We start from the raw sequence: 19,671 nt of genomic DNA on the forward strand, positions 1-19,671 counted from the left end.
GGGCAACCGTGACGGCCACCACGAAAGGGTGGCCGTCACGGGGTGGATCAGACCGCCCGGACCGTCCGGGCGCCCGCGCCGGGGTCGACCGAGAAGCCGGTGCTCAGCTCGTCCGAGGACAGCCCGAGCGCGTTGACGCTCCACACCGACAAGAAGATCTCCGACGTCTGGTCGGCAGGCACGGTGAAGGTCATCGCGCCGTTCGCGGGCACGGTGGCTTCCGGCTGCCCGTCCAGCGAATAGCGGAACGACACCGCGTCCGGCTGCGGGGTCGTGAACGTGCAGTGCACCTCCTGGCCCGGTCGCACGGCACCGGTGGTGTCACAGGACACCTGCGGTGTGATCCGGTTGGCGTAGAAGTCGTACCGCCGCGTCTCCGACTGCGAGCCGTCGCCGAACGTGCCGCTCACCAGCAGCGTCTGCGAGTTGGCGTGCAACGGGGTCAGGGTGACCGCGGCGGTGCCGTCCGCCCCGGCCGGAACCGTGACCGCGGGCTGGTCGTTGAACGTGTACGTGTAGCTCACGGCGCCGGGCGTCGAGAACGTGAAGGAACCCGGGATCGTGGTGCCGCCGCCGAAGCCGTTCTCCGGGTAGACCGCGCTGGTCACCACGGGCTGGTCCGAAGCCGCCTCGACGTAGGTGTCGGTGGTTCCGGACCGCTGCCCGGACGCCGTGGTGCTGAACACGCTCAGGATGTGCCAGCCCGACTCGGCCGGGACGATCGTGGCTTTCCCGACGCCGGCGGTGGACGTGCCGGCCGGCACCGTCACGATCGGGCCCTCGTCCCAGCTGTAGCCGAAGCTCACAGAGCCCGGGAGCACGGCGTGGAACGTGAACTCGGCGGGCTTGCCGACCGCCACGCCGGCGGGCACGTCCACCGTCGGCTCGCCGAGGCGGATGCCCGGGTTGTGGTTCGTGGCCGCGGTGAGGTTGCCGTTCGTGAGCCGCGTCCGGACCGACAGCGTCTGGAACTGGTCCGGCGTGGACGGGGTGATCGTGGCCGTGGCCGTGCCGTCCGCTCCCGCCGCCACCGTGGTTTCGGGATCCTGGTTGAACTTGTAGACGTACGCGGTCGCGCCGCCGTTGCCGCGCGGGCTGAACGTGCACTGCCGGGGGACGCCGACGTAGTCCGACGCCGGGGTGCAGGCGACCGTGGGCTCGTTGGAGGCCACCCAGTACCGGTAGCCGCCCGACGGCGAGGTGTTCCCGGCCGCGTCGACGCTCTGCGCGTAGATGTCCTGCGGCCCGCTGGAGGCCGGCGTGTACCGCACGGTCGCCTTGCCGCCCGGGTGGTCGGCGGCGACGTACCCGCCGCTCCAGGTGAAGCCGATGGCGTCCGGGTCGCCCTGCGCGTCGAAGGTGAACGCGCCGGGGATGCCCGTGCCGCCGTGGCCGGGGAACTCGTAGTCGTAGTCCGCCGACGTGATCACCGGCGCCGCGGCGGGCGCGGTGAAGTCGGTGGTGAACCGGCAGGTCACGCTCCACGGGCTGGTGGCCAGGCTGTCCTTCGCGCGGACCTGCCAGGCGTAGGTAACGCCGTCGGCGAGCCGCGCGTCGGGGTCGTAGTAGGTCTCGAGAGACCCGTAGATGTCATCGGTCCCGGTTGCGCGCTGGTCCGGGTGGTCCACCGGCCACCAGGCGAACTCGGCCGAGATGTTCATGTCGTCCGGGTCGCGTACGGCCGCCGACAGTCCGGCGCCGCCCCGCCGGACCAGGGGATTGTCCGCGCACGGGTGCGCGCCGGTCTTGAGCGCGGTCGGCGTGGCCGGCGGCTGGTTCTCCTCCAGGCTCACCGACAGCGTCGGCCGGTAGGTGCGCGCGAACCGCGGGTTGTACTGCTGGCCCTCGGGCAGGCGCAGGGCCAGGGTCAGTGACGTGCGGCCGGCGTCGATCGCCTGCTGCAGCTCGGGTCCGGCGTCCCAGCCGACGAACTCGGAGGGGCATTCGGCGGGGTCGCTCCGGCCGGACAGCTTGCCCAGCTCCTTGGGCTGGTCGGCCCAGGTCGGCGCCTTCTTCGCGGGCGCGGTCACCCAGAGCTCGGTGCCGCGGGCCGCGGTGCAGTCGGCGACCGTGGTCTCCCCGGTGGTCAGCCGCGCGTAGAGCACCTTGGCGCCACCCAGTCCGGAGAGGTCGAAGGTGAAGTAGGACTTCGAAACGTGCTTCGTCCCGTGGTCGGTCTTCGCGCCGACCGGCGCGTCCCCGGCCGGGTTGACGAAGCTCGTCTTCGGCTTGGCCGAGTCGATGTACGACCACGACGACGACCGGAGCGTCGTGGACGTCGTCGCGCTCGCCGGCAGCGCCGTGCCGGTCATGAGCAGTGCCGCGGTGGTGACGAGGATGCCCGCTCTCGCGGGTAGGGCGGATCTTCTGGAGCCCAACGGGCTCACCCCCTGAAACGTGTCGACCCGGGGACCGCGATCACGGTCCCCGGGCCGAACACGCGCCACTGGCGCTTGCGGTTGCCCTACTTGCCGCTCGAATACAACGCGCTCACGTCCGCGTCGGACAGCGCCCGGTCGTAGACGTGCACCTGGTCGACCGCGCCGTCCAGGTAGTCCACCGGGCCGCCGCCGTACTTGCCGCGGCCGATCACCGTGTGGCCCGTCGACGGGTCGCCGAGGCAGACGCTCTTCGTGGCCGCCAGCTGGCCGTCCACGTACAGCTTCAGCGTGCCCGAAGCCGCGTCGCGGACGCCGACGACGTGGTACCAGCGGTTCGCCTCCGGTGCGGCGGGCGCCAGGGCCCGCGTGCCCACGAAGCTGAACGCCAGCCTGTGGTCGGCGCCCGAGTACTGCAGGAAGAACGCGCTGGTGCTGTCGCCGTCCTGGCTGACCACCGTCTGGAAGCCGTCGCCGACCTGGTTGAACTTGACCCACGCGGCCGCGCTGTAGCTGCCTTCGGTGTTGACGAGTGACGCGCCGGTGTCGGCGTACTGGCCGGAACCGTTGGTGGCCAACGCCGAACCGCTCTTGCCCGCGGTCCAGGACGCGCCGCCGACGAGCGTCGCGTCGTGGTCGCCGACCGCGTCCGCGGCCACCGTGCCGGTGTTCTCGTCGAACGGGTAGGCGGCGATGCCGTCGATCCCCGGGGTGCCCGCGGGCACCGAAGGCCCGGCCACCGGCCTGCCGGTAGCGCCCTTGATGACCGCCTCGTTGGCCGCGCGGACCGCCGCGAAGTCCATCTTCTTCACCTGCCGGTCGTAGGTGAAGAAGCCGTTGACCTCCTTCTCGACGTCGGTGGTCTGCGTGTAGACGCCGGCCGAGACACCGCACCGCTGGGCGACCAGCAGCAGGCGCTGCTGGAGCTCGCCGTAGCGCCGGGTCAGCGTCGCGCTGTCCGGCTCCATCTCGTAGGCGAAGCTGCCGGCCGGGTCGAACTCGTGCCCGGCGACCTTGAGGCCGAGACCGCCGTACTCACCGTCGACCGCGGCGCGGGTGCCGGTCTGCAGCGGCGTTCCCGGTCCGGTGTAGGTGTGGTCGTCGTAGATGTCCCCGGCCCCGCTGTCCGGTTCGGACCGGCAGCAGTTGACGCCGGACTCGGCGTTGACCAGCCGCGAAGGATCCCACGACTTGACCTCGTCGGCGATCCGGCCGACCTCGTAGTCGCCCCAGCCCTCGTTGAACGGCACCCACGTGACGATCGACGGGAAGCTGCGGTGCTGGTCGATCATCCGGTGCATCTCGGACTCGTAGTTGACGCGCGACGCGGGCGTCGGCTCGACGTCGTCCTTCATCGCCGGCATGTCCTGCCACACCATCAGGCCCAGCTTGTCGGCGTAGTAGTACCAGCGGTCCGGCTCGACCTTGATGTGCTTGCGCACCATGTTGAAGCCGAGCGCCTTCTCCTGCTGCAGGTCGAACTTCAGGGCCGCGTCGGTCGGCGCGGTGTAGATGCCGTCCGGCCAGAAACCCTGGTCCAGCGGGCCGACCTGCATGACGAACTTGCCGTTGAGCAGCATCCGCTGCTTGCCGTCGGCGGTCTTGCCGACGCTGATCGTCCGGATGCCGAAGTACGAGCCGACTTCGTCCCCTGTGGACAGTTTGACGCGCAGGTCGTAGAGGAACGGGTCGTCCGGCGTCCACAGGTGCGGCCGGTCCACCTTGAGCTTCAACGGCTTGTTCGCGTCGCCGGTGACGTGCCCGACCGGACGGCCGTGGTCGTAGGCGGTCGCGTCGACCCGCTGCTTGACCGGCCCGCCGACCACGGCGTTGATCGTGACCGTCCCGGTCGCGGCGTCCGGGGTGGTGTCGAGGCGGTCGATGTGCGCCGAGGCGACCGGCTCCATCCAGACGGTCTGCCAGATGCCGGAGGACGGTGTGTAGAAGATGCCGTCGCCGGGCTGGCGCTGCTTGCCGATCGGCTGCCCGCCCTGGTCGTTCGGGTCGGCGACGCCGACGACGATCTCCTGGGTCTTGGCGGTGGTCAGCGCGTCGGTGACGTCGACGGACCACGCGTCGTACCCGCCGGTGTGGCGGCCGACGGTCTTGCCGTTGACGATGACCGTGGCGTCGTAGTCGACGGCCTGGAAGTGCAGCTGCAGCCGCTGTCCCTTGCCGATCTGCCAGTTCTTGGGCACCTCGAACGTGCGGCGGTACCACATGTTCGTTTCGTGGCGCATGATCCCGGACAGCGCGGACTCGACCGGGTACGGCACGAGGATCCGCTCGCCGAGCGTCTTCCCGACCGGCGCGGCCTCACCCGGGGTCGCCTTGGCGAACTCCCAGACGCCGTTGAGGTTCTGCCACTTGTCGCGGGTCAGCTGCGGCCGCGGGTAGTCGGGGAGGGCGTTCGCGGGCGAGACGTCCTTCGTCCACGGGGTCGACAGCGGCGGAGTCAGGCGTTGCCACTGGGGGGTGGCCGCGGCGCTCGCCGCGGGTACGGTGCCGAGGCCGGCGACCGCGACGGCGAACGCGGCGGTGGCGGTGAGCCACCGGCGGGTTCTGCGGGCAGGACGAAACATCGTTGAGACCTCCTGTTGGGGGGAAAGGAGCTCAGCGGGTTCGGGACCGCGCCAGCAGACGCTGGATCACCACGACGATGAGCAGGAAGGCCCCGCTCACCACCGTCTGGTAGTTGGAGTCGAGCGTGCCGACCTGGTTGATGACGTTCTGGATCAGCACCCGCAGCAGCACGCCGACGAGCGTGCCGACGATCGTCCCGGCACCGCCGGTGAGCAGCGTGCCGCCGATGACGACGACCGAGATCGCGTCCAGTTCGGTGCCGACGCCGATCACGGTGACGCCGGACTGCAGGTACGCGGCGGTGAGGATGCCGGCGAAACCGGCGAGCGCGCCGCTCAGCGTGTAGAGCGTGATCTTCGTGCGGACGACCGGCAGGCCCATCAGCAGGGCCGACTGCTCGGCGCCGCCGATGGCGAACACCGACTGGCCGAACCCGGTGCGCCGCAACAGGACGCCGCCGAGCGCGAACAGCACGAGCGTCAGGTACACCGGCACGCCGACGCCGAAGATCGTGCCCTGCCCGAGCCAGAGGATCGCCGAGCCGGGCTCGATCTTGAACGTCGTCGCGCCTTCGGAGGTGATGGCGAGCAGCAGGCCGCGGGCGAACAGCAGCGTCGCCAGCGTCACGATGAACGGCGCCATCCCGGTGCGGGCGATGAGCAGGCCGTTGATCAGCCCGATCGCCGAACAGACGACCAGCGGAAGCAGGATCGCCACGAAGAAGCCGTACTGCGAGCCGTATGCGGCGAGCACGCCGCCGAGCGCGTAGTTCGAGCCGACCGACAGGTCGATGCCGCCGGAGATGATCACGAACGTCATGCCGAGCGCGATCACCGCGAGGAACGAGCCCTGCAACGCGAGGTCGCGCAGGTTGTCCGCGGAGCCGAAGCGCGGGAACGCGAACCACGCGACGATGAGGCCGAGCACGAGCACGACGGCCGCGCCCTGCCGCTGCAGGACCCCGGCGAACGCCGCGTTGCGCGCGGTGGTCTGGGTCGCGGTCATTTGCGGCTCCGCTCACGAGCGACGTACACGGCGACGACGATGATGGCCGCCTGGACCATCTGCGCGGTCGAGTCCGGCAGGTTGTGCTTGATCAGGGTGGCGTGCACCAGCTGCATCAGCAGCGCGCCGAACACGGTGCCGAGCACGCGGACCCGGCCGCCGGTCAGCGGCGTGCCGCCGACGACGACCGCGGTGATCGCGGACAGCTCCATCAGCAGACCCAGGTCGTTCGGGTCGCTGGCGCCCAGCCGTGACGTCGCGAGCACGCCGGCCACCGCGGCCAGCGCCCCGGAGATGACGTAGACGCCGACGAGCACGCGTTTCACCGGGAGCCCGGCCAGCGAGCTGGCGGCCCGGTTGCCGCCGACGGCGACCAGCTGCCGCCCGAACGTCGTGCGCTGCACCACCAGCCCGGCCAGCACCGCGAGCACCCCGGCGACGATGACCATGATCGGCACGCCGAGGACGTCACCCGTGCCCAGCTCCAGGAAGTCCTGGTTGTGCAGCTGGACGAGCTGGCCGTGGGCGATGACGAGCGCGAGCCCGCGGCCGCCGACGAGCAACGCGAGTGTCGCGATGATCGGCTGGATCCCGAGGTAGGCCACCAGGTAGCCGCTGAAGAGGCCGGACAGGATGCCCGCGATCACCGCGACGATGACGGCCGTCATCGGCCCGGCGCCCAGGTAGAGCGGGATGAGCGCGGCGGCGATCGACATCACCGAGCCGACCGACAGGTCGATGCCCTCGGTGCCGATCACCAGCGCCATGCCGAGCGCGACGATGCAGACCGGCGCGGCCTGCACCAGCTGGGTGCGGAAGTTGGCCGCGGACAGGAAGTTCTCGGTGAAGAAGACGTTGAACAGCAGCAAAACCACGACGGCCAGGTAGACGCCGTAGTTCTGCAGCCACGCGGTGACCGTGGCCCGGTCGGGCGATCGGGTCAGGGTGGCGCTAGACATCGTTGTCACCTTCCGCTGCGATCGCGGCCAGGACGTTTTCCTCGGTGATGGCGTCACCCGTCAGCTCGCCGACGGCCGAACCGTCGCGGAGCACGATGACCCGGTCCGAGCCGTCGATCAGCTCCTCCAGCTCGGACGAGATGAGCAGCACGCCGAGGCCTTCCTTCGCGAGTTCGTCGATCAGTGCCTGGACTTCGGCCTTGGCGCCGACGTCGATGCCGCGGGTCGGCTCGTCGAGCAGCAGGATCTTCGGGCCGGTGGCCAGCCAGCGGGCGAGCAGCACCTTCTGCTGGTTGCCGCCGGACAGCTCGGACACCTTCTGCTCGGGGCTCGAGGCCTTGATCCGCAGGCGTTCCATGAAGATCTTCACGACCTTGTCCTGCTTGGCCTTGCTGACCAGGCCGAGCGGCGAGAGCGTCGGCAGCGCGGCGAGCACGATGTTCTCGCGCACCGACAGGTTCGGGATGATCCCGTCGGTTTTGCGGTCCTCGGCCAGCAGCGCGATCCCCGCGCGCATGGCGGCGGCGATCTTGCCCTTCTTCAGCGGTTTTCCGGCCAGCAGCACGGATCCACCGTCGAGCGGGAACGCGCCGACGATGGCCCGCGCGGTCTCACTGCGCCCGGAGCCGAGCAGCCCGGCCAGGCCGACGACCTCGCCGGGCCGGATGCTCACCGAGACGTCGTGCAGCCGCCGCATCCCGGCCAGGTGCTCGGCCTTGAGCAGCGGTTCGCGGTCGACGTCGTGTTCCTCGCCGAACGCCGTGACGCCCTCTTCGCGGATCTGGCGGATCTCACGGCCGAGCATCAGCGACACCAGCTCGATGCGCGGGAGCTTGGCCAGCGGTCCACTGTGGACGACCCGGCCGTCGCGCAGCACGGTGACGCTGTCGCAGACCCGGTACAGCTCGTCCATCCGGTGGCTGACGTAGACGATCGCGATGCCTTCGGCGTGCAACCGGTTCAGCACCTCGAAGAGCGTCTCGACCTCACGCGGCTCGAGCGACGACGTCGGCTCGTCCATGATGACGACCTTCGCGTCGGTCGAGACCGCGCGGGCGAGGGCGACCATCTGCTGCGCGCCGACACCCAGGGTGTGCAGCGGGCGCTTGACGTCGTCGTGGATGCCGTAACCCTTGAGCAGCTCGCGGGCGTCGGCGTACATCTTGGACCAGTCCACGAGTCCCGCGCGGGTGCGCGGCTCGCGGCCGAGGAAGACGTTGCTGGCGATGCTCATCAGCGGGACGAGGTTGACCTCCTGGTAGATCGTGGAGATCCCCGCCCGCTGCGCCTCGATCGGCTGCTTGAACGTCACCGGCTCGCCGAGGTGGCGCACCTCGCCCTCGTCGGGCTGGTAGACGCCGGTGATGACCTTGATCAGCGTCGACTTGCCGGCGCCGTTCTCCCCGACGAGGGCGTGCACCTCGCCGGGGGCGAGCCGGAAGCTGACGTCGTCGAGCGCGAGGGTGCCGGGGAACCGTTTGGTCACCCCGGCCACCTCGAGCACCGGTGCGGTCGTCATCGCGACGTCCTCTTCGGTGGCTGCGGTCATCAGTACGCGTTCCCGACCTTCTGCGCCGCGTTGGTCTCGTCGTACTGGTCGTCGGTGATCACGATGCTGGCCGGGATCGGCTGGCCGTCGGCGAACTTCTGGAGCGTGTCGAAGGCGAGCTGGCCGAAGCGCGGGTTGGACTCGATGACGGCGTTGTAGCTGCCGTCGGCGATCAGCTGCACGGCGTTGCGCGTGCCGTCGACCGAGACGACCTTGACGTCCTTGCCCGGCGTCTTGCCCGCGGTCTTCAGCGCGTTGACCGCGCCGATGCCCATCTCGTCGTTCTCGGCGTAGACGGCGGTGAGGTCGGGGTGGCTCTGGATCAGCTGCTCCATCACGGCCTGGCCCTTGGACCGGTCGAACTCGCCGGTCTGCTCGGCGACCACGGACAGGCCCGGCGTCTTGGCCAGCTCGTCCTTGAAGCCCGAGGTGCGGTCGGTCGTCACGTTGTTGCCGGACGCGCCGAGGAGGATTGCAACCTTGCCGTTACCTCCGGTCGACTTCACCATCGCGTCGGCCGCGCGCTTGCCCTGCTCGATGAAGTTGGAGCCGATGAAGGTCAGGTAGTCGGTGCACGGCGCCGACGTCACCTTGCGGTCGATGGTGACGACCGGGACCTTCTTGGCCTTCGCGGCGTCGAGCGCCGGCTGGAGGCCGTCGGAGTTCAGCGGCGCGACGATCAGCAGCTGGGCACCCCGGTCGAGCAGCGACTTGATGTCGCTGATCTGCCGGTTGAGGTCGCTCTGGGCGTTGGTGACGAGCAGCTTGTCGGCCGGGATGCCGAGCTTCGACGCCTGGTCGCGAATGGACTGCGTCTCGGCGATCCGGAAGGGGTTGGCCTCCTTTTCGGACTGCGAGAAGCCGATCACCGCAGTCTTCGGGTCGATCTTGGGGTAGCCGGTCTTCGCCAGCGTGCAGCCGTCGGCGGACGGCGCGGCGGAGGAGGCGGAAGCGGCCGGTCCACCGCCGCTCGACGGCGCGGCCGGCGTCTCCTCCCGGGCGGTGCAGGAGGTGAGGGTGAGCGCGGCGGCGGCCGCGGTGACCAGGACCAGGCGGGGACGGGTGGACAGCGGCACAGCGACTCCTCGGGCAGCGACGGTGGTGGCCCGCTCACCGGGGTGATCGGAGTCACCGCGGGAGCCTTGAGGTACTTTTTACATCGTTGGAACAACGTTGTAAACCGGCAAATTGTCGCTATGCTTCTGGCTCACGCCGATGTGAAGGGATCGCCCGTGACCGTGACGCTCAAGGACGTCGCCACGCTCGCCGGAGTATCGGTGAAGACGGTGTCGAACGTCGTGAACGGCTATGCCTTCGTCAAGCCGGAAAACCGCCGCCGCGTCGAAGAAGCGCTGGCCGCGACCGGTTACCGCCCGAACGTCGGCGCCCGCAACCTCCGCCGCGGCCGCACCGGTTTCCTGGCGCTGATGGTGCCGGAGCTGTCGATCCCGTACTTCGGCGAGCTGGCCGGCCTGGTCATCACGGCGGCCCAGAAGCGCGGCTGGAGTGTCTTGATCGAACAGACACAGGGGACACGCGAGCGCGAGCGCAAGACGCTGTCCTCGCTGGGCCCCCACCTGGTCGACGGCGCGCTGGTCCACCCGGAAGCGCTGGAGGCCGCGGACTTTCCGGACGAACCGGGCGGAATCCCCCTGGTGATGCTGGGCGAGCACGCGGTCGACGTCCCGATCGATCATGTAGCGATCGACAACGTCCTGGCCGCGCACGTGGCGGTGTCCCACCTGGCGTCCTTGGGCCGCACGCGCATCGCGGCGATCGGCCGCAACCCGGCCCGTGGGACGTCGTCCCAGCGCCTGGCCGGCTACCGCTCGGCCCTGGTGGAGGCCGGTCTGTCCTATTCGGACTCCCTGGTCGCCCCGGCCGAGAAGTGGCACCGCGGTTACGGCGCGGCGGCGATGAAGTCGTTGCTGGCGTTGCCTTCCCCGCCTGATGCGGTCTTTTGTTTCAACGACCTGCTGGCGATCGGCGCTTTGCGTGCCGTCGCCGAGCTGGGCCTGCGGGTGCCGGAGGACGTGGCGATCGTGGGGTTCGACAACAACGAAGAGAGCGCCTTCTCGCTACCGGCGTTGACGACGATCGCCCCGGACAAGACCGCGCTGGCGGAAGCGGCGATCGACCTGGTGAGCCGTCGCATCACGGGGGAGAAGTCGGCTCCGCCGCAGGACGTCCAGACGCCGTTCGCGCTGGAGATCCGCGAAAGCACCAAGGGCCGCTGACGGCTCAGCAGGGCGCGACGGCGCCGGTGGTGCCGACCGCGCACCAGCCGGGGTGCTTCGCGAGCCAGGCGTCGGTTTCTCGTTTGACGTCCGACTGGGACAGGCCGCGGGCCGCGTCCAGGCAGCCGCCGGTCGCACAGTCCTCGGCCTTGGGGCGAGTGGTCGCGGCTTTTCGCGCGGGGGCGGTTGTGGTCACCGTGGTGACGACGGTGGTGGGCGCGGTCTCCGTGACGGTCACCGGCTCGGCGGTGACGGTGGTCGGCACCGGCTGAGGCGGTTGCGCGGCCGGAGTCGGCGAGCAAGCGGCCGCCAGCACGGCGACGGCCAACACTCCGGCGGCGAAAACCAACTGGCGCATGATCAGGATCTTTCGGATACGGCTCACGATCCACCCACACTGCGCGCAGCTCGCCCGGAGGACCAGGGCCATAGGACCCGTACCCTCTGAGTACGCGTGTCGTCCAGCCGGGTACGCGTGTCGTCCAGCCGGGTACGCGTGTCGTCCGGCTGGGTACGCCGCGGCCTGCTGGGCGGATCTCGCGAGCGGACCGCGATGGACGACACGCGTACCTGAACGGACGACACGCGTACCCAGCTGGACGACGCGGCCTCCGTCAGCGGGCGGGCCAGTGCCACGAAGGGCGGTCCAACCTCCCTTGCCCCACCAGCTTGGTCTCCCCGTACTCCTTCTCCAGCTCCACCTCGCCCACCTCCGCGATCTCCGACAGCGCCCTGATCAGCGGCTGCGCGTGTGAGACCACCACCACTTGGGTCTCCTTCGCCGCGACCGCGATCAGCGAAGCCAACGCCGGCAACAGATCCGGGTGCAGGCTGGTCTCCGGCTCGTTCAGCACCAGCAGTTCCGGCGGCCGCGGGGTCAGCAGCGCCGCCACCCACAGGATGAACCGCAGCGTGCCGTCCGACAGCTCCGCGGCTTCCAATGGCCGCAGCAGGCCGTGCTGGTGGAAGCGGACCGTGAAACGGCTTTCCGGGGCCACCACCTCCAGGCGTGACCCGGGAAAGGCCTGGTCGACGATCGACTCCAGTTCCGCGGCCCGGCCGATTTCGATGATCGTGCGCAGGGCCGCCGCCAGGTCGGCGCCGTCGTGGGACAGGACCGGGGTGCGCGTGCCGATCTGGGACTGGCGGGCCGGCGCGCGGGCGTCCGTGCGGAAGTGGTCGTAGAACCGCCAGCCGCGGATGCGCTCGCGGACCAGCAGCAGCTCCGGGCACGCCCTCGGGTCGGCGAACTCGCTCAGCATGCTGTCGGTCAGCCGGATCTTGTGGACGTCGGAACCCCACCCGCCCGACTCGACCCGGGTGCGAACCGCCGGGCCCGAGCGCTCGGCCAGCAGCGCCGACGGACGAAGGACCGGGCCCGACCACACCGCCTCGCGCTTGAACTCCGGGTCGCGGTTGAACATCGTGTCCAGCGGCTGCGGTATGCCCAGGTCCAGCGCGTAGCCGTACTCGTCACCCGCGAACCCCAGCTTCAGCCCGAGCGCCTTCGTCCGGACCGTGCCCTGCACCGGCGTGCGCCCCTCGCGCACCGACCGGCCGATCGTCTCCGGGCCGGCCCACAGCGTCGACGGCAGCCCGCCCTCGTGGGCCAGCGCCGCCACCGCGCCGTTGCGGGACGCGTCCGCCAGCAGCCGCAGCGCCCGGTACAGGCTCGACTTGCCGCTGCCGTTCGGCCCGGTGACGACGGTCAGCCCGGACAGCGGCAGCACCAGGTCGCGCAGGGAGCGGTAGTTCTCGACGGCGAGCGTGGTCAACATCCTTCGAACCTAACCGCCACCCCCGACAGTCCGAGATTCGTCTGATCTTTGTCCGCGTGCAGGCGTTGACACCGGACGGCCTGCGCAGTCAGAATCTCCAGTCGTCGATCCTATAGGATCTATGGTTCGCCGGAATCGGGCCGTGGTCCTCGGATGTCTGACGTAGTCCCCACCGACCTCGAAGGAGTGGTCATGGCAGCCTCCCGTGTCAGACGGGCCCTGGGTGTCCTCGGCGGCTTGACGGTGCTCGCGGGCCTCCTCACAGCGCCCGCGGCGACAGCGGCGCCGGAGGCCCAGCAGAAGCCCGTGGCGCAGAAGCCCTACTTGGGCTGGAGCAGCTGGAGCCTCGAGTCGACGAACTACCCGGGCGTCAACCCGACCGGCTCGGCCAGCTGGCTCACCGAGAAGCACGTCCTGCAGCAGGCGGACGTCCTCGCGGCGAAGTTCAAGCAGCACGGCTACGAGTACGTCAACATCGACGCCGGCTGGTCGAACTCCTTCGACCAGTACGCCCGTCCCGTCGTCAACCCGGCGACCTTCCCGGACGGCATGAAGTACGTCGCCGACTACGTCCACAAGAAGGGCCTCAAACTGGGCTCCTACCTGGCGGTCGGCCTGGACCTCAAGGCCTACAACGACGGCAGTTCCCCGATCGCCGGCAACACGAACTGCCACACCAAGGACCTCGTCTACCCCGACCTGCGCAAGACCAACGGCTGGGACTCCGCCTACAAGATCGACTTCACGAACCCGTGCGCCCAGTCCTACGTGGACTCCGTGGCGCAGCTGCTGGCCGGCTGGGGCGTCGACTTCCTCAAGCTCGACGGCGTCGGCCCCGGCTCCTTCAAGGGCGGCCCGAACTACACCAACACCACCGACGTCGAGGCCTGGCACAAGGCCATCACCAAGACCGGCCGCCCGATGGAGTTCGTCGTCTCCTGGGCGCTGAGCCACCGCCAGTCCGGCGTCTGGAAGGCCAACACGAACGGCTGGCGCGTCGACACGGACGTCGAGTGCTACTGCGACACCCTCGTGACCTGGAACAACTCGGTCAAGCAGCGCTGGAACGACGTCGTGCAGTGGATCCCCGACGCCGGCCCCGGCCACTGGAACAACCTCGACTCGCTCGACGTCGGCAGCGGCAAGATGGACGGCCTCACCGAGGCCGAGCGCCAGAGCTACATGACGCTCTGGGCGATCGAAGCCGCGCCGCTCTACATCGGCGACGACCTGACCCAGCTCGACGACTACGGCGTCAAGCTGCTGACCAACGACGAGGTCATCGCCGTCAACCAGGCCGGCATCCCGGCCAAGCCGGTGAGCCAGACGAGCGACCAGCAGGTCTGGTCGAACCGCAACGCCGACGGCAGCTACACGGTCGCGCTGTTCAACCTCGCCGCGACGCCCGCCCGTGTCACCGCGGACCTCGCGCAGCTCGGCATCACCGGCCCCGCGGAGATCCGCGACCTCTGGTCGCACAAGGAAAGCACCGCGTCCGCGGACCTCCCGGTGCACGGTTCGCGGCTGCTGAAGGTCACCCCGCGCGACCGCAACGCGCTGCCGGCGCCGGGTGTCGTGCACGCCACCGGCGTCACCGGCGCCAGCGTCTCGCTGGCCTGGGACGCGTCGAAGGGCGCGCAGAGCTACGACGTCTTCGCAGGGAACAAGAAAGTCGCCACGACGAACACCGCGAACGTCACGGTCAGCGCCCTCAAGCCGTCGACGTCGTACGACTTCACGGTGGTCGCGAACCAGCGCTACGGGAAACCGTCCGCACCGAGCAAGAAGATCAGCGTGACGACCCCCGCGGCCGGCGGACCCACGGCGTACGAGGCGGAGAACGGCACCCCGCAGGGTGGCGCGACCGTCTACGACTGCGCGTGCTCGGGCGGCAAGAAGGTCGGTTACCTCGGCGGCAGCGGGTACGTCGTCCTGCCGACGGTCACCACGGCCAAGGCCGGGACCTACCTGATGCAGCTGTCCTACGTGGACGGCGACTCGAGCCGCACCGGCATCGTCACGATCAACGGGACCTCGTTCCCGCTCCCGGTGGCCGGGAGCAACGACGACGACTGGAACACCCCGCAGACCGTGACCGTGCCGGTGTACCTGCAGGCCGGAGCCAACACCATCCAGATCGGCAACCAGGCCGGTTATGTCTATGACGTCGACAAGATCACCGTCTAGGGGCCGGGACGCGCCGATCGCGTGGCTGCTCATCAGTCCCGCGCTCGCCGGTTTCGCCGTGTTCTTCGCCTACCCGACCCTGCGCGGTCTCTACCTGAGCTTCACCGAGTTCCACGTCCTGTCCGAACCGCGCTGGATCGGCCTGGGCAACTTCCAGGAGCTCTTCGGGGACGCCACGTTCTGGCACTCGCTGTTCGTCACGATCTACTTCGTGGCGCTCTCGGTGGTGCTCGGCATCCTGGTTTCCCTGGTGACGGCGGTGATCCTGCACCGGCTCGCGGTGTCGGCCACCGTCCGCGGGCTGATGATCCTGCCGTTCCTCATCTCCGGCGTGGTCACCGCGCTGGTCTGGTCGTGGATGCTCGACCCGCAGCTCGGCATCGTCAACGTCCTGATCACGAAGCTCACCGGCGAGCCGGTGCTGTTCTTCGGCTCGGGCGGCTGGGCGGTGCCGACGCTGGCCGGGCTCAACGTCTGGAAGACCATGGGCTACAACGCGGTCCTGATCTTCGCCGGGCTGCAGACGATCCCGGCCACCGTCTACGAGGCCGGCCGGATCGACGGCGCGAGCGAGCTGCAGATGTTCCGCCGGCTCACCGTGCCGCTGCTGCGGCCGATCCTGGTGATGGTCGTGGTGCTGACGGTGATCAGCTCGTTCCAGATCTTCGACATCGTGCAGGTGACGACCAAGGGCGGTCCGGCGGACGCGTCGAAGGTGCTGCAGATGTACATCTACGACAAGGCGTTCGGCCAGTTCGACTTCGGTTACGCCGCGACCATGTCGCTGGCCCTGTTCGTGCTGCTGGCCGCCGTCACCTTCGCCCAGCTCCGGATGGCTCGCGCGGGCGAGTCCGACACCAACTAGGAGGGGTCGTGCGCAGACGGTTCACCCCGGGCCGGGTCGTCGCCTGGGCCTACCTCGTGATCGTGCTCGTGGTGACGATCTTCCCGTTCTACTGGATCGTCCGGACCGCGCTGTCGAACAACTACGCGATGGCGACGGACCCGTCTTCGCTGGTCCCGGTCGACTTCACGGTGGGCGCGTTCAAACGCGCGCTGGGTCTCGCGTCCCCGGCCGAGGCCGCGGCGCAGGGCGGGTCCGCCGCGTCGATCGACCTGCTGTCGGCACTGCGGAACTCGATCGTCTACGCGGTGCTGCTCACCGTCTGCACGGTGTTCTTCTCCGCGCTGGCCGCGTTCGCGTTCTCGCGGCTGCGGTGGAAGGGCCGCGACGCGCTGTTCGCGGTGCTGCTGACCGCGCTGATGGTGCCGCAAGTCCTGACGTTGCTGCCGAACTTCGTGCTGATCAAGGACCTCGGGCTGCTCAACAGCTTCGGCGGGATGATCCTGCCGACGGCGTTCTTCTCGGCGTTCAACATCTTCTTCCTGCGCCAGTTCATGCTCGGCCTCAGCAATGAGATCGAAGAGGCCGCGATCATCGACGGCGCCGGGCCGCTGCGCGTCTGCTTCCGGATCGTGCTGCCGATGAGCGCCGCCCCGATCGCGACGCTCGCCCTGCTGACGTTCATCAACACCTGGAACGACTACCTGTGGCCGTTGCTGGTCACCAACGACGACACCGTCCGCCCGCTGACCCTGGCGCTCGCGGTGTTCAAGCAGTCGTCGCCGCAGGCGGCGCTGGACTGGGCCGGCCTGATGGCCGCCACGCTCGTCGCCGCGCTCCCGATGCTGCTGCTGTTCGTCGCGTTCGGGCGCCGGCTCGTCAATTCCATCGGCTTCACGGGGTTGAAATGACGGATCTCCTGCTCTCCTGGCCGCACCCGGCCGCGGAATGGACCGAGGCCATGCCGATCGGCAACGGCCGGCTCGGCGCGATGGTCTTCGGCGGCGCCGGGCGCACGCGGATACAGGTCAACGACGCCACCGTCTGGTCCGGCGCTCCGAATGGTCCCGCGTCTGCGTTGAAGGACATCGACGCCGGGCCGGAACGGCTCGACCAGGTGCGCGAAGCCGTGTTCGCGAAGGACTTCCGGCGCGCCGAAGACCTGCTGATGGCGTTCGAAGGGCCGTACAGCCAGGAGTTCCTGCCCTATGTGGACCTCTGGCTGACGCTCCCCGAAGGCACCTCGCATGGCCGGACGCTCAACCTCGACAACGGCGTCGCCACCGAACGGCTCACCATCGGCGGTCACGACGTCGAACGCACGACCTGGGTGAGCCGTCCCGCGCAGGTGCTGTGCATCGCGCTGTCCGGCTCGATCGAGGTCGACGTCGACGTGTCGACACCGTTGCGAGAGGTCTCGCGAGACGGTCTCGACCTGGGCATCGAGATCCCGGTCGACGGCGCACCCCGGCACGAACCACAAGTGGAAGAGCCACTGCGGTACGGGACCGTCGAGGGGTACGACCCGTTCGCCGCGGTTGCCGTCCGGGTCGCCCGGACGGCAACCGGCGTCCTGATCGTCCTGGCCAGCTCGACCAGTGCGTACGACGCCTGGATCGGCGACCGCCAGCACACCCGTGACGAACACCGGCGACGCGCGGCCGTGCTGGCCGAGCAGGCGATCGCGACCGGGATGGCGGAGTTGCGTCGCGCGCACGAGGCCGACCTTCGTCCGCTGCTGAGCGCGTCTTCACTGAGGATCGGCGAACGCCGTGGCGGCACCCACGACGTCGCCGAACTGCTGTCCGGAAAGGACGAGCAGCTCGCCGCGACCGTTCTGTTCCAGTACGGCCGCTACCTGCTGGCCAGCGCCTCTCGGCCCGGCGCGCCGCCCGCGAACCTGCAGGGCATCTGGAACGACGACCTCCGCCCGGCCTGGTCGTCCAACTACACGATCAACATCAACACCCAGATGAACTACTGGGCCGCCGAGACGACCGGGCTCGGCGAGTGCCACCTCCCGCTGTTCGAGCTGCTCGGCAAGCTCGCGGTCACCGGCGCCGACGTCGCGCGCGAGCTGTACGGCGCGCGCGGCTGGGTCACCCACCACAACACCGACCCGTGGGGCTGGGCGCTGCCGGCCGGGATGGGGCACGGCAACCCGTCGTGGGCGCTCTGGCAGCTGGGCGGTGCGTGGCTGGTCCAGCACGCCTGGGAGCACTGGGATTTCACCCGCGACCGCGCGTTCCTGGCCTCGACGGCCTGGCCGTTGCTGCGTGGCTGCGCCGAGTTCTGCCTCGACTGGCTCGTCGAAAAGGACGGTTTCCTCGAGACGTGCCCGTCGACGTCCCCGGAGAACCTCTTCCTCTCCGACGCCGGGACGAAGGAGTCGCTGACGTACTCGGTGACGATGGACATCGCGCTGATCCGGGCGGTGTTCGAGCGCAGCCTGGCCGCGGCCGACGCGCTCGGCGTCCACGATCCGCTGTGCGCCGAGATCGCGCTGGCGCTGCCCAGGCTGCGTCCGCTCGCCGTCACCGAAGGCGGCTGGCTGCAGGAGTGGGCCGAGGACCTCCCGGAGGATGATCCGGCGCACCGGCACATGTCGCAGATGGTGGCGCTCTACCCGCTCGGGCAGATCGACGCCGTCGCGACGCCAGGCCTCGCCGAAGCGGCGCGGGTGCTGCTCGAACGTCGTGGACCAGGGGCGATGGGCTGGTCGTGGGCCTGGAAGATCGCCCTGCGCGCGCGGCTCGGCGACGGCGAGACCGCCCGGAAGCTCCTGAGCGAGGCGTCGCAGCCGTTCACCGGCGACCGCCACCGCGACGCCCCGGTCGACGGCTCCGAGTGGGGCGGGCTGCTGCCCAACCTGTTCAGCACGCACCCGCCGTTCCAGATCGACGGCAACTACGGCTTCCCGGCCGGGCTCGCCGAACTGGTGCTGCAGAGCCACAACGACGTCGTGACGCTGCTTCCGGCATTGCCCGCGGAATGGTCGTCCGGCGAGGCCCGCGGGCTGCGGTGCCGCGGTGGGCTCGCGGCCGACCTCGAATGGCGCGAAGGTGAGCTGGCCTACGCCGTGCTGCGGCGGCTGTCCGGCGACCCGGCCGACGTGGTGCGCGTGCGCTACCGCGGCCGGGAGACCGGGGTGCGGCTGCGGACCGGCGAGTCCACCGTCCTGAAAGGACTCTGATGCTCACCGACCTCGGTATCGCCGCGCTGTGGGAGTACCGCAGCGACTACGCCGCCCCCGCCGACTTCGACGAGTTCTGGACGTCGACCCTCGACGACGCCCGCGACCACGACCTGGCCCTGCACGTCACGGCGGTCGAGACGCCGTTGCGGACCCTCGACGTCTTCGACGTGACGTTCGCCGGGTTCGGTGGCCACCCGGTCCGCGCCTGGCTGCGGCTGCCTCGCGGCATCGAAGGACCGCGGCCCGCGATCATCCAGTTCCACGGGTACGGCGGCAGCCGCGGGAGCGCGCTGCAGGAGCTGACCTGGGCGTCCGCCGGGTACGCGCACCTGCAGATCGACGTCCGCGGCCAGGGCGGCGTGACACCCGACCCGGTCGGCAGCGGACCGGCGTACCCCGGTCACCTCACCCGCGGCATCGACAGCCGCGAAACCTACGTCTACCGGCGGATCTTCACCGACGCGGCCCGCGCGGTGGACGCCGTGCGCGCGCTGGAGGCCGTCGATCCGGCGCGGGTCGCGGTGCTCGGCAACAGCCAGGGTGGTGGCATCGCGCTCGCCACAGCGGCCTTGGTCCCGGACGTCGCCGCGCTGCACGCCCAGGCGCCGTTCCTCTGCGACTTCCGGCGCGCCAGCCTGATCGCGGGGGAGCGGCCGTACCTCGAGCTGACGCGGTACCTCGCCGACAAGCGGGACGCCGTGGCCCGGACGTTCGAGGTGCTGTCCTACTTCGACGGCGTCGGGTTCGCGGCCCGCGCCACCGCGCCCGCCTGGTTCTCCGCCGGGCTGATGGACGGGATCGTGCCGCCGTCCACGGTGTTCGGCGCCTACCACGCCTACAAGGGCCCGAAGCAGATCGGCGTCTGGGAATACAACGGCCACGACGCCGGTGGCGCGGACGACGTGCAAGCGGTGCTCGAAGGGTTCCGGCCGATCCTGCGGCCATGACCATCCAC

14 protein-coding genes are annotated in these 19,671 nt (G+C 69.9%); 6 read left to right on the top strand and 8 right to left on the bottom strand.

Features of this window, described 5'->3' with window-relative positions:
* Nucleotides 1-47 precede the first annotated feature (47 nt).
* The 6 genes from ACIOD2_RS21885 to ACIOD2_RS21910 form a co-directional block, all read right to left on the bottom strand.
* Complete coding sequence (locus tag ACIOD2_RS21885) at nt 48-2,387, bottom strand: hypothetical protein (protein WP_400540732.1); 2,340 nt, start codon at nt 2,385-2,387, stop codon at nt 48-50.
* Nucleotides 2,388-2,464: 77 nt separating this feature from the next.
* Nucleotides 2,465-4,960 carry a LamG-like jellyroll fold domain-containing protein gene (locus ACIOD2_RS21890; RefSeq protein WP_400540735.1) on the bottom strand — a complete coding sequence of 832 codons (2,496 nt, stop codon included), beginning with the start codon at nt 4,958-4,960 and terminating at the stop codon, nt 2,465-2,467.
* Between the two features lie 31 nt (nt 4,961-4,991).
* On the bottom strand, nt 4,992-5,966 hold the full coding sequence (locus ACIOD2_RS21895) for an ABC transporter permease (RefSeq protein WP_400540738.1): 975 nt from the start codon (nt 5,964-5,966) through the stop codon (nt 4,992-4,994).
* A complete protein-coding gene (locus ACIOD2_RS21900; protein WP_400540741.1) occupies nt 5,963-6,925 on the bottom strand; it encodes an ABC transporter permease in 963 nt (320 codons plus the stop codon). The genes ACIOD2_RS21895 and ACIOD2_RS21900 overlap by 4 nt, the downstream gene beginning before the upstream one ends.
* Nucleotides 6,918-8,474, bottom strand: a complete 1,557-nt coding sequence (locus tag ACIOD2_RS21905) for a sugar ABC transporter ATP-binding protein (RefSeq protein WP_400540744.1) — start codon at nt 8,472-8,474, stop codon at nt 6,918-6,920. The genes ACIOD2_RS21900 and ACIOD2_RS21905 overlap by 8 nt, the downstream gene beginning before the upstream one ends.
* On the bottom strand, nt 8,474-9,550 hold the full coding sequence (locus ACIOD2_RS21910; RefSeq protein WP_400540747.1) for an ABC transporter substrate-binding protein: 1,077 nt from the start codon (nt 9,548-9,550) through the stop codon (nt 8,474-8,476). Before ACIOD2_RS21910 ends, ACIOD2_RS21905 begins: the two co-directional genes overlap by 1 nt.
* A 156-nt stretch (nt 9,551-9,706) precedes the next feature.
* Between ACIOD2_RS21910 and ACIOD2_RS21915 the strand changes: the two genes are divergently transcribed.
* Nucleotides 9,707-10,711, top strand: coding sequence for a LacI family DNA-binding transcriptional regulator (locus ACIOD2_RS21915; RefSeq protein WP_400540750.1), 1,005 nt, complete (start codon nt 9,707-9,709; stop codon nt 10,709-10,711).
* Between the two features lie 4 nt (nt 10,712-10,715).
* Here the strand turns inward: ACIOD2_RS21915 and ACIOD2_RS21920 are convergent, their stop codons facing one another.
* Together ACIOD2_RS21920 and ACIOD2_RS21925 are read right to left on the bottom strand one after the other, a co-directional pair.
* Nucleotides 10,716-11,069 (bottom strand): hypothetical protein, encoded by a 354-nt coding sequence (locus ACIOD2_RS21920; RefSeq protein ID WP_400540753.1) that lies wholly within the window; start codon nt 11,067-11,069, stop codon nt 10,716-10,718.
* A gap of 256 nt (nt 11,070-11,325) precedes the next feature.
* A complete protein-coding gene (locus tag ACIOD2_RS21925) occupies nt 11,326-12,489 on the bottom strand; it encodes an AAA family ATPase (RefSeq protein ID WP_400540756.1) in 1,164 nt (387 codons plus the stop codon).
* Nucleotides 12,490-12,681: 192 nt separating this feature from the next.
* Here ACIOD2_RS21925 and ACIOD2_RS21930 point away from each other — a divergent pair, with 192 nt between their 5' ends.
* Genes ACIOD2_RS21930 through ACIOD2_RS21950 form a run of 5 tightly spaced genes read left to right on the top strand, consistent with a single transcriptional unit; the run spans nt 12,682 to nt 19,663 of the window.
* Nucleotides 12,682-14,676, top strand: a complete 1,995-nt coding sequence (locus ACIOD2_RS21930) for a fibronectin type III domain-containing protein (protein WP_400540759.1) — start codon at nt 12,682-12,684, stop codon at nt 14,674-14,676.
* Nucleotides 14,651-15,541: a carbohydrate ABC transporter permease gene (locus ACIOD2_RS21935; protein ID WP_400540762.1), complete on the top strand. Its 891-nt coding sequence runs from the start codon at nt 14,651-14,653 to the stop codon at nt 15,539-15,541. Before ACIOD2_RS21930 ends, ACIOD2_RS21935 begins: the two co-directional genes overlap by 26 nt.
* A gap of 8 nt (nt 15,542-15,549) precedes the next feature.
* The gene (locus tag ACIOD2_RS21940; protein WP_400540765.1) at nt 15,550-16,431 is read left to right on the top strand and encodes a carbohydrate ABC transporter permease; all 882 of its coding nucleotides are present in this window, start codon (nt 15,550-15,552) and stop codon (nt 16,429-16,431) included.
* Nucleotides 16,428-18,713: a glycosyl hydrolase family 95 catalytic domain-containing protein gene (locus tag ACIOD2_RS21945; protein WP_400540768.1), complete on the top strand. Its 2,286-nt coding sequence runs from the start codon at nt 16,428-16,430 to the stop codon at nt 18,711-18,713. Before ACIOD2_RS21940 ends, ACIOD2_RS21945 begins: the two co-directional genes overlap by 4 nt.
* Nucleotides 18,713-19,663, top strand: a complete 951-nt coding sequence (locus tag ACIOD2_RS21950) for an acetylxylan esterase (protein WP_400540771.1) — start codon at nt 18,713-18,715, stop codon at nt 19,661-19,663. The genes ACIOD2_RS21945 and ACIOD2_RS21950 overlap by 1 nt, the downstream gene beginning before the upstream one ends.
* Nucleotides 19,664-19,671: the final 8 nt, after the last annotated feature.

The sequence above is a fragment of the Amycolatopsis sp. NPDC088138 genome, assembly GCF_044741685.1.
Lineage (GTDB): Bacteria > Actinomycetota > Actinomycetes > Mycobacteriales > Pseudonocardiaceae > Amycolatopsis.

Excerpts from the sequence above, each read along its gene's own strand:
- ACIOD2_RS21890 (WP_400540735.1), bottom strand. The coding sequence starts at position 4,960 with ATGTTTCGTCCTGCCCGCAGAACCCGCCGGTGGCTCACCGCCACCGCC.
- ACIOD2_RS21895 (WP_400540738.1), bottom strand. The coding sequence starts at position 5,966 with ATGACCGCGACCCAGACCACCGCGCGCAACGCGGCGTTCGCCGGGGTC.
- ACIOD2_RS21900 (WP_400540741.1), bottom strand. The coding sequence starts at position 6,925 with ATGTCTAGCGCCACCCTGACCCGATCGCCCGACCGGGCCACGGTCACC.
- ACIOD2_RS21905 (WP_400540744.1), bottom strand. The coding sequence starts at position 8,474 with ATGACCGCAGCCACCGAAGAGGACGTCGCGATGACGACCGCACCGGTG.
- ACIOD2_RS21920 (WP_400540753.1), bottom strand. The coding sequence starts at position 11,069 with ATGCGCCAGTTGGTTTTCGCCGCCGGAGTGTTGGCCGTCGCCGTGCTG.
- ACIOD2_RS21925 (WP_400540756.1), bottom strand. The coding sequence starts at position 12,489 with ATGTTGACCACGCTCGCCGTCGAGAACTACCGCTCCCTGCGCGACCTG.
- ACIOD2_RS21930 (WP_400540759.1), top strand. The coding sequence starts at position 12,682 with ATGGCAGCCTCCCGTGTCAGACGGGCCCTGGGTGTCCTCGGCGGCTTG.
- ACIOD2_RS21935 (WP_400540762.1), top strand. The coding sequence starts at position 14,651 with ATGACGTCGACAAGATCACCGTCTAGGGGCCGGGACGCGCCGATCGCG.
- ACIOD2_RS21945 (WP_400540768.1), top strand. The coding sequence starts at position 16,428 with ATGACGGATCTCCTGCTCTCCTGGCCGCACCCGGCCGCGGAATGGACC.
- ACIOD2_RS21950 (WP_400540771.1), top strand. The coding sequence starts at position 18,713 with ATGCTCACCGACCTCGGTATCGCCGCGCTGTGGGAGTACCGCAGCGAC.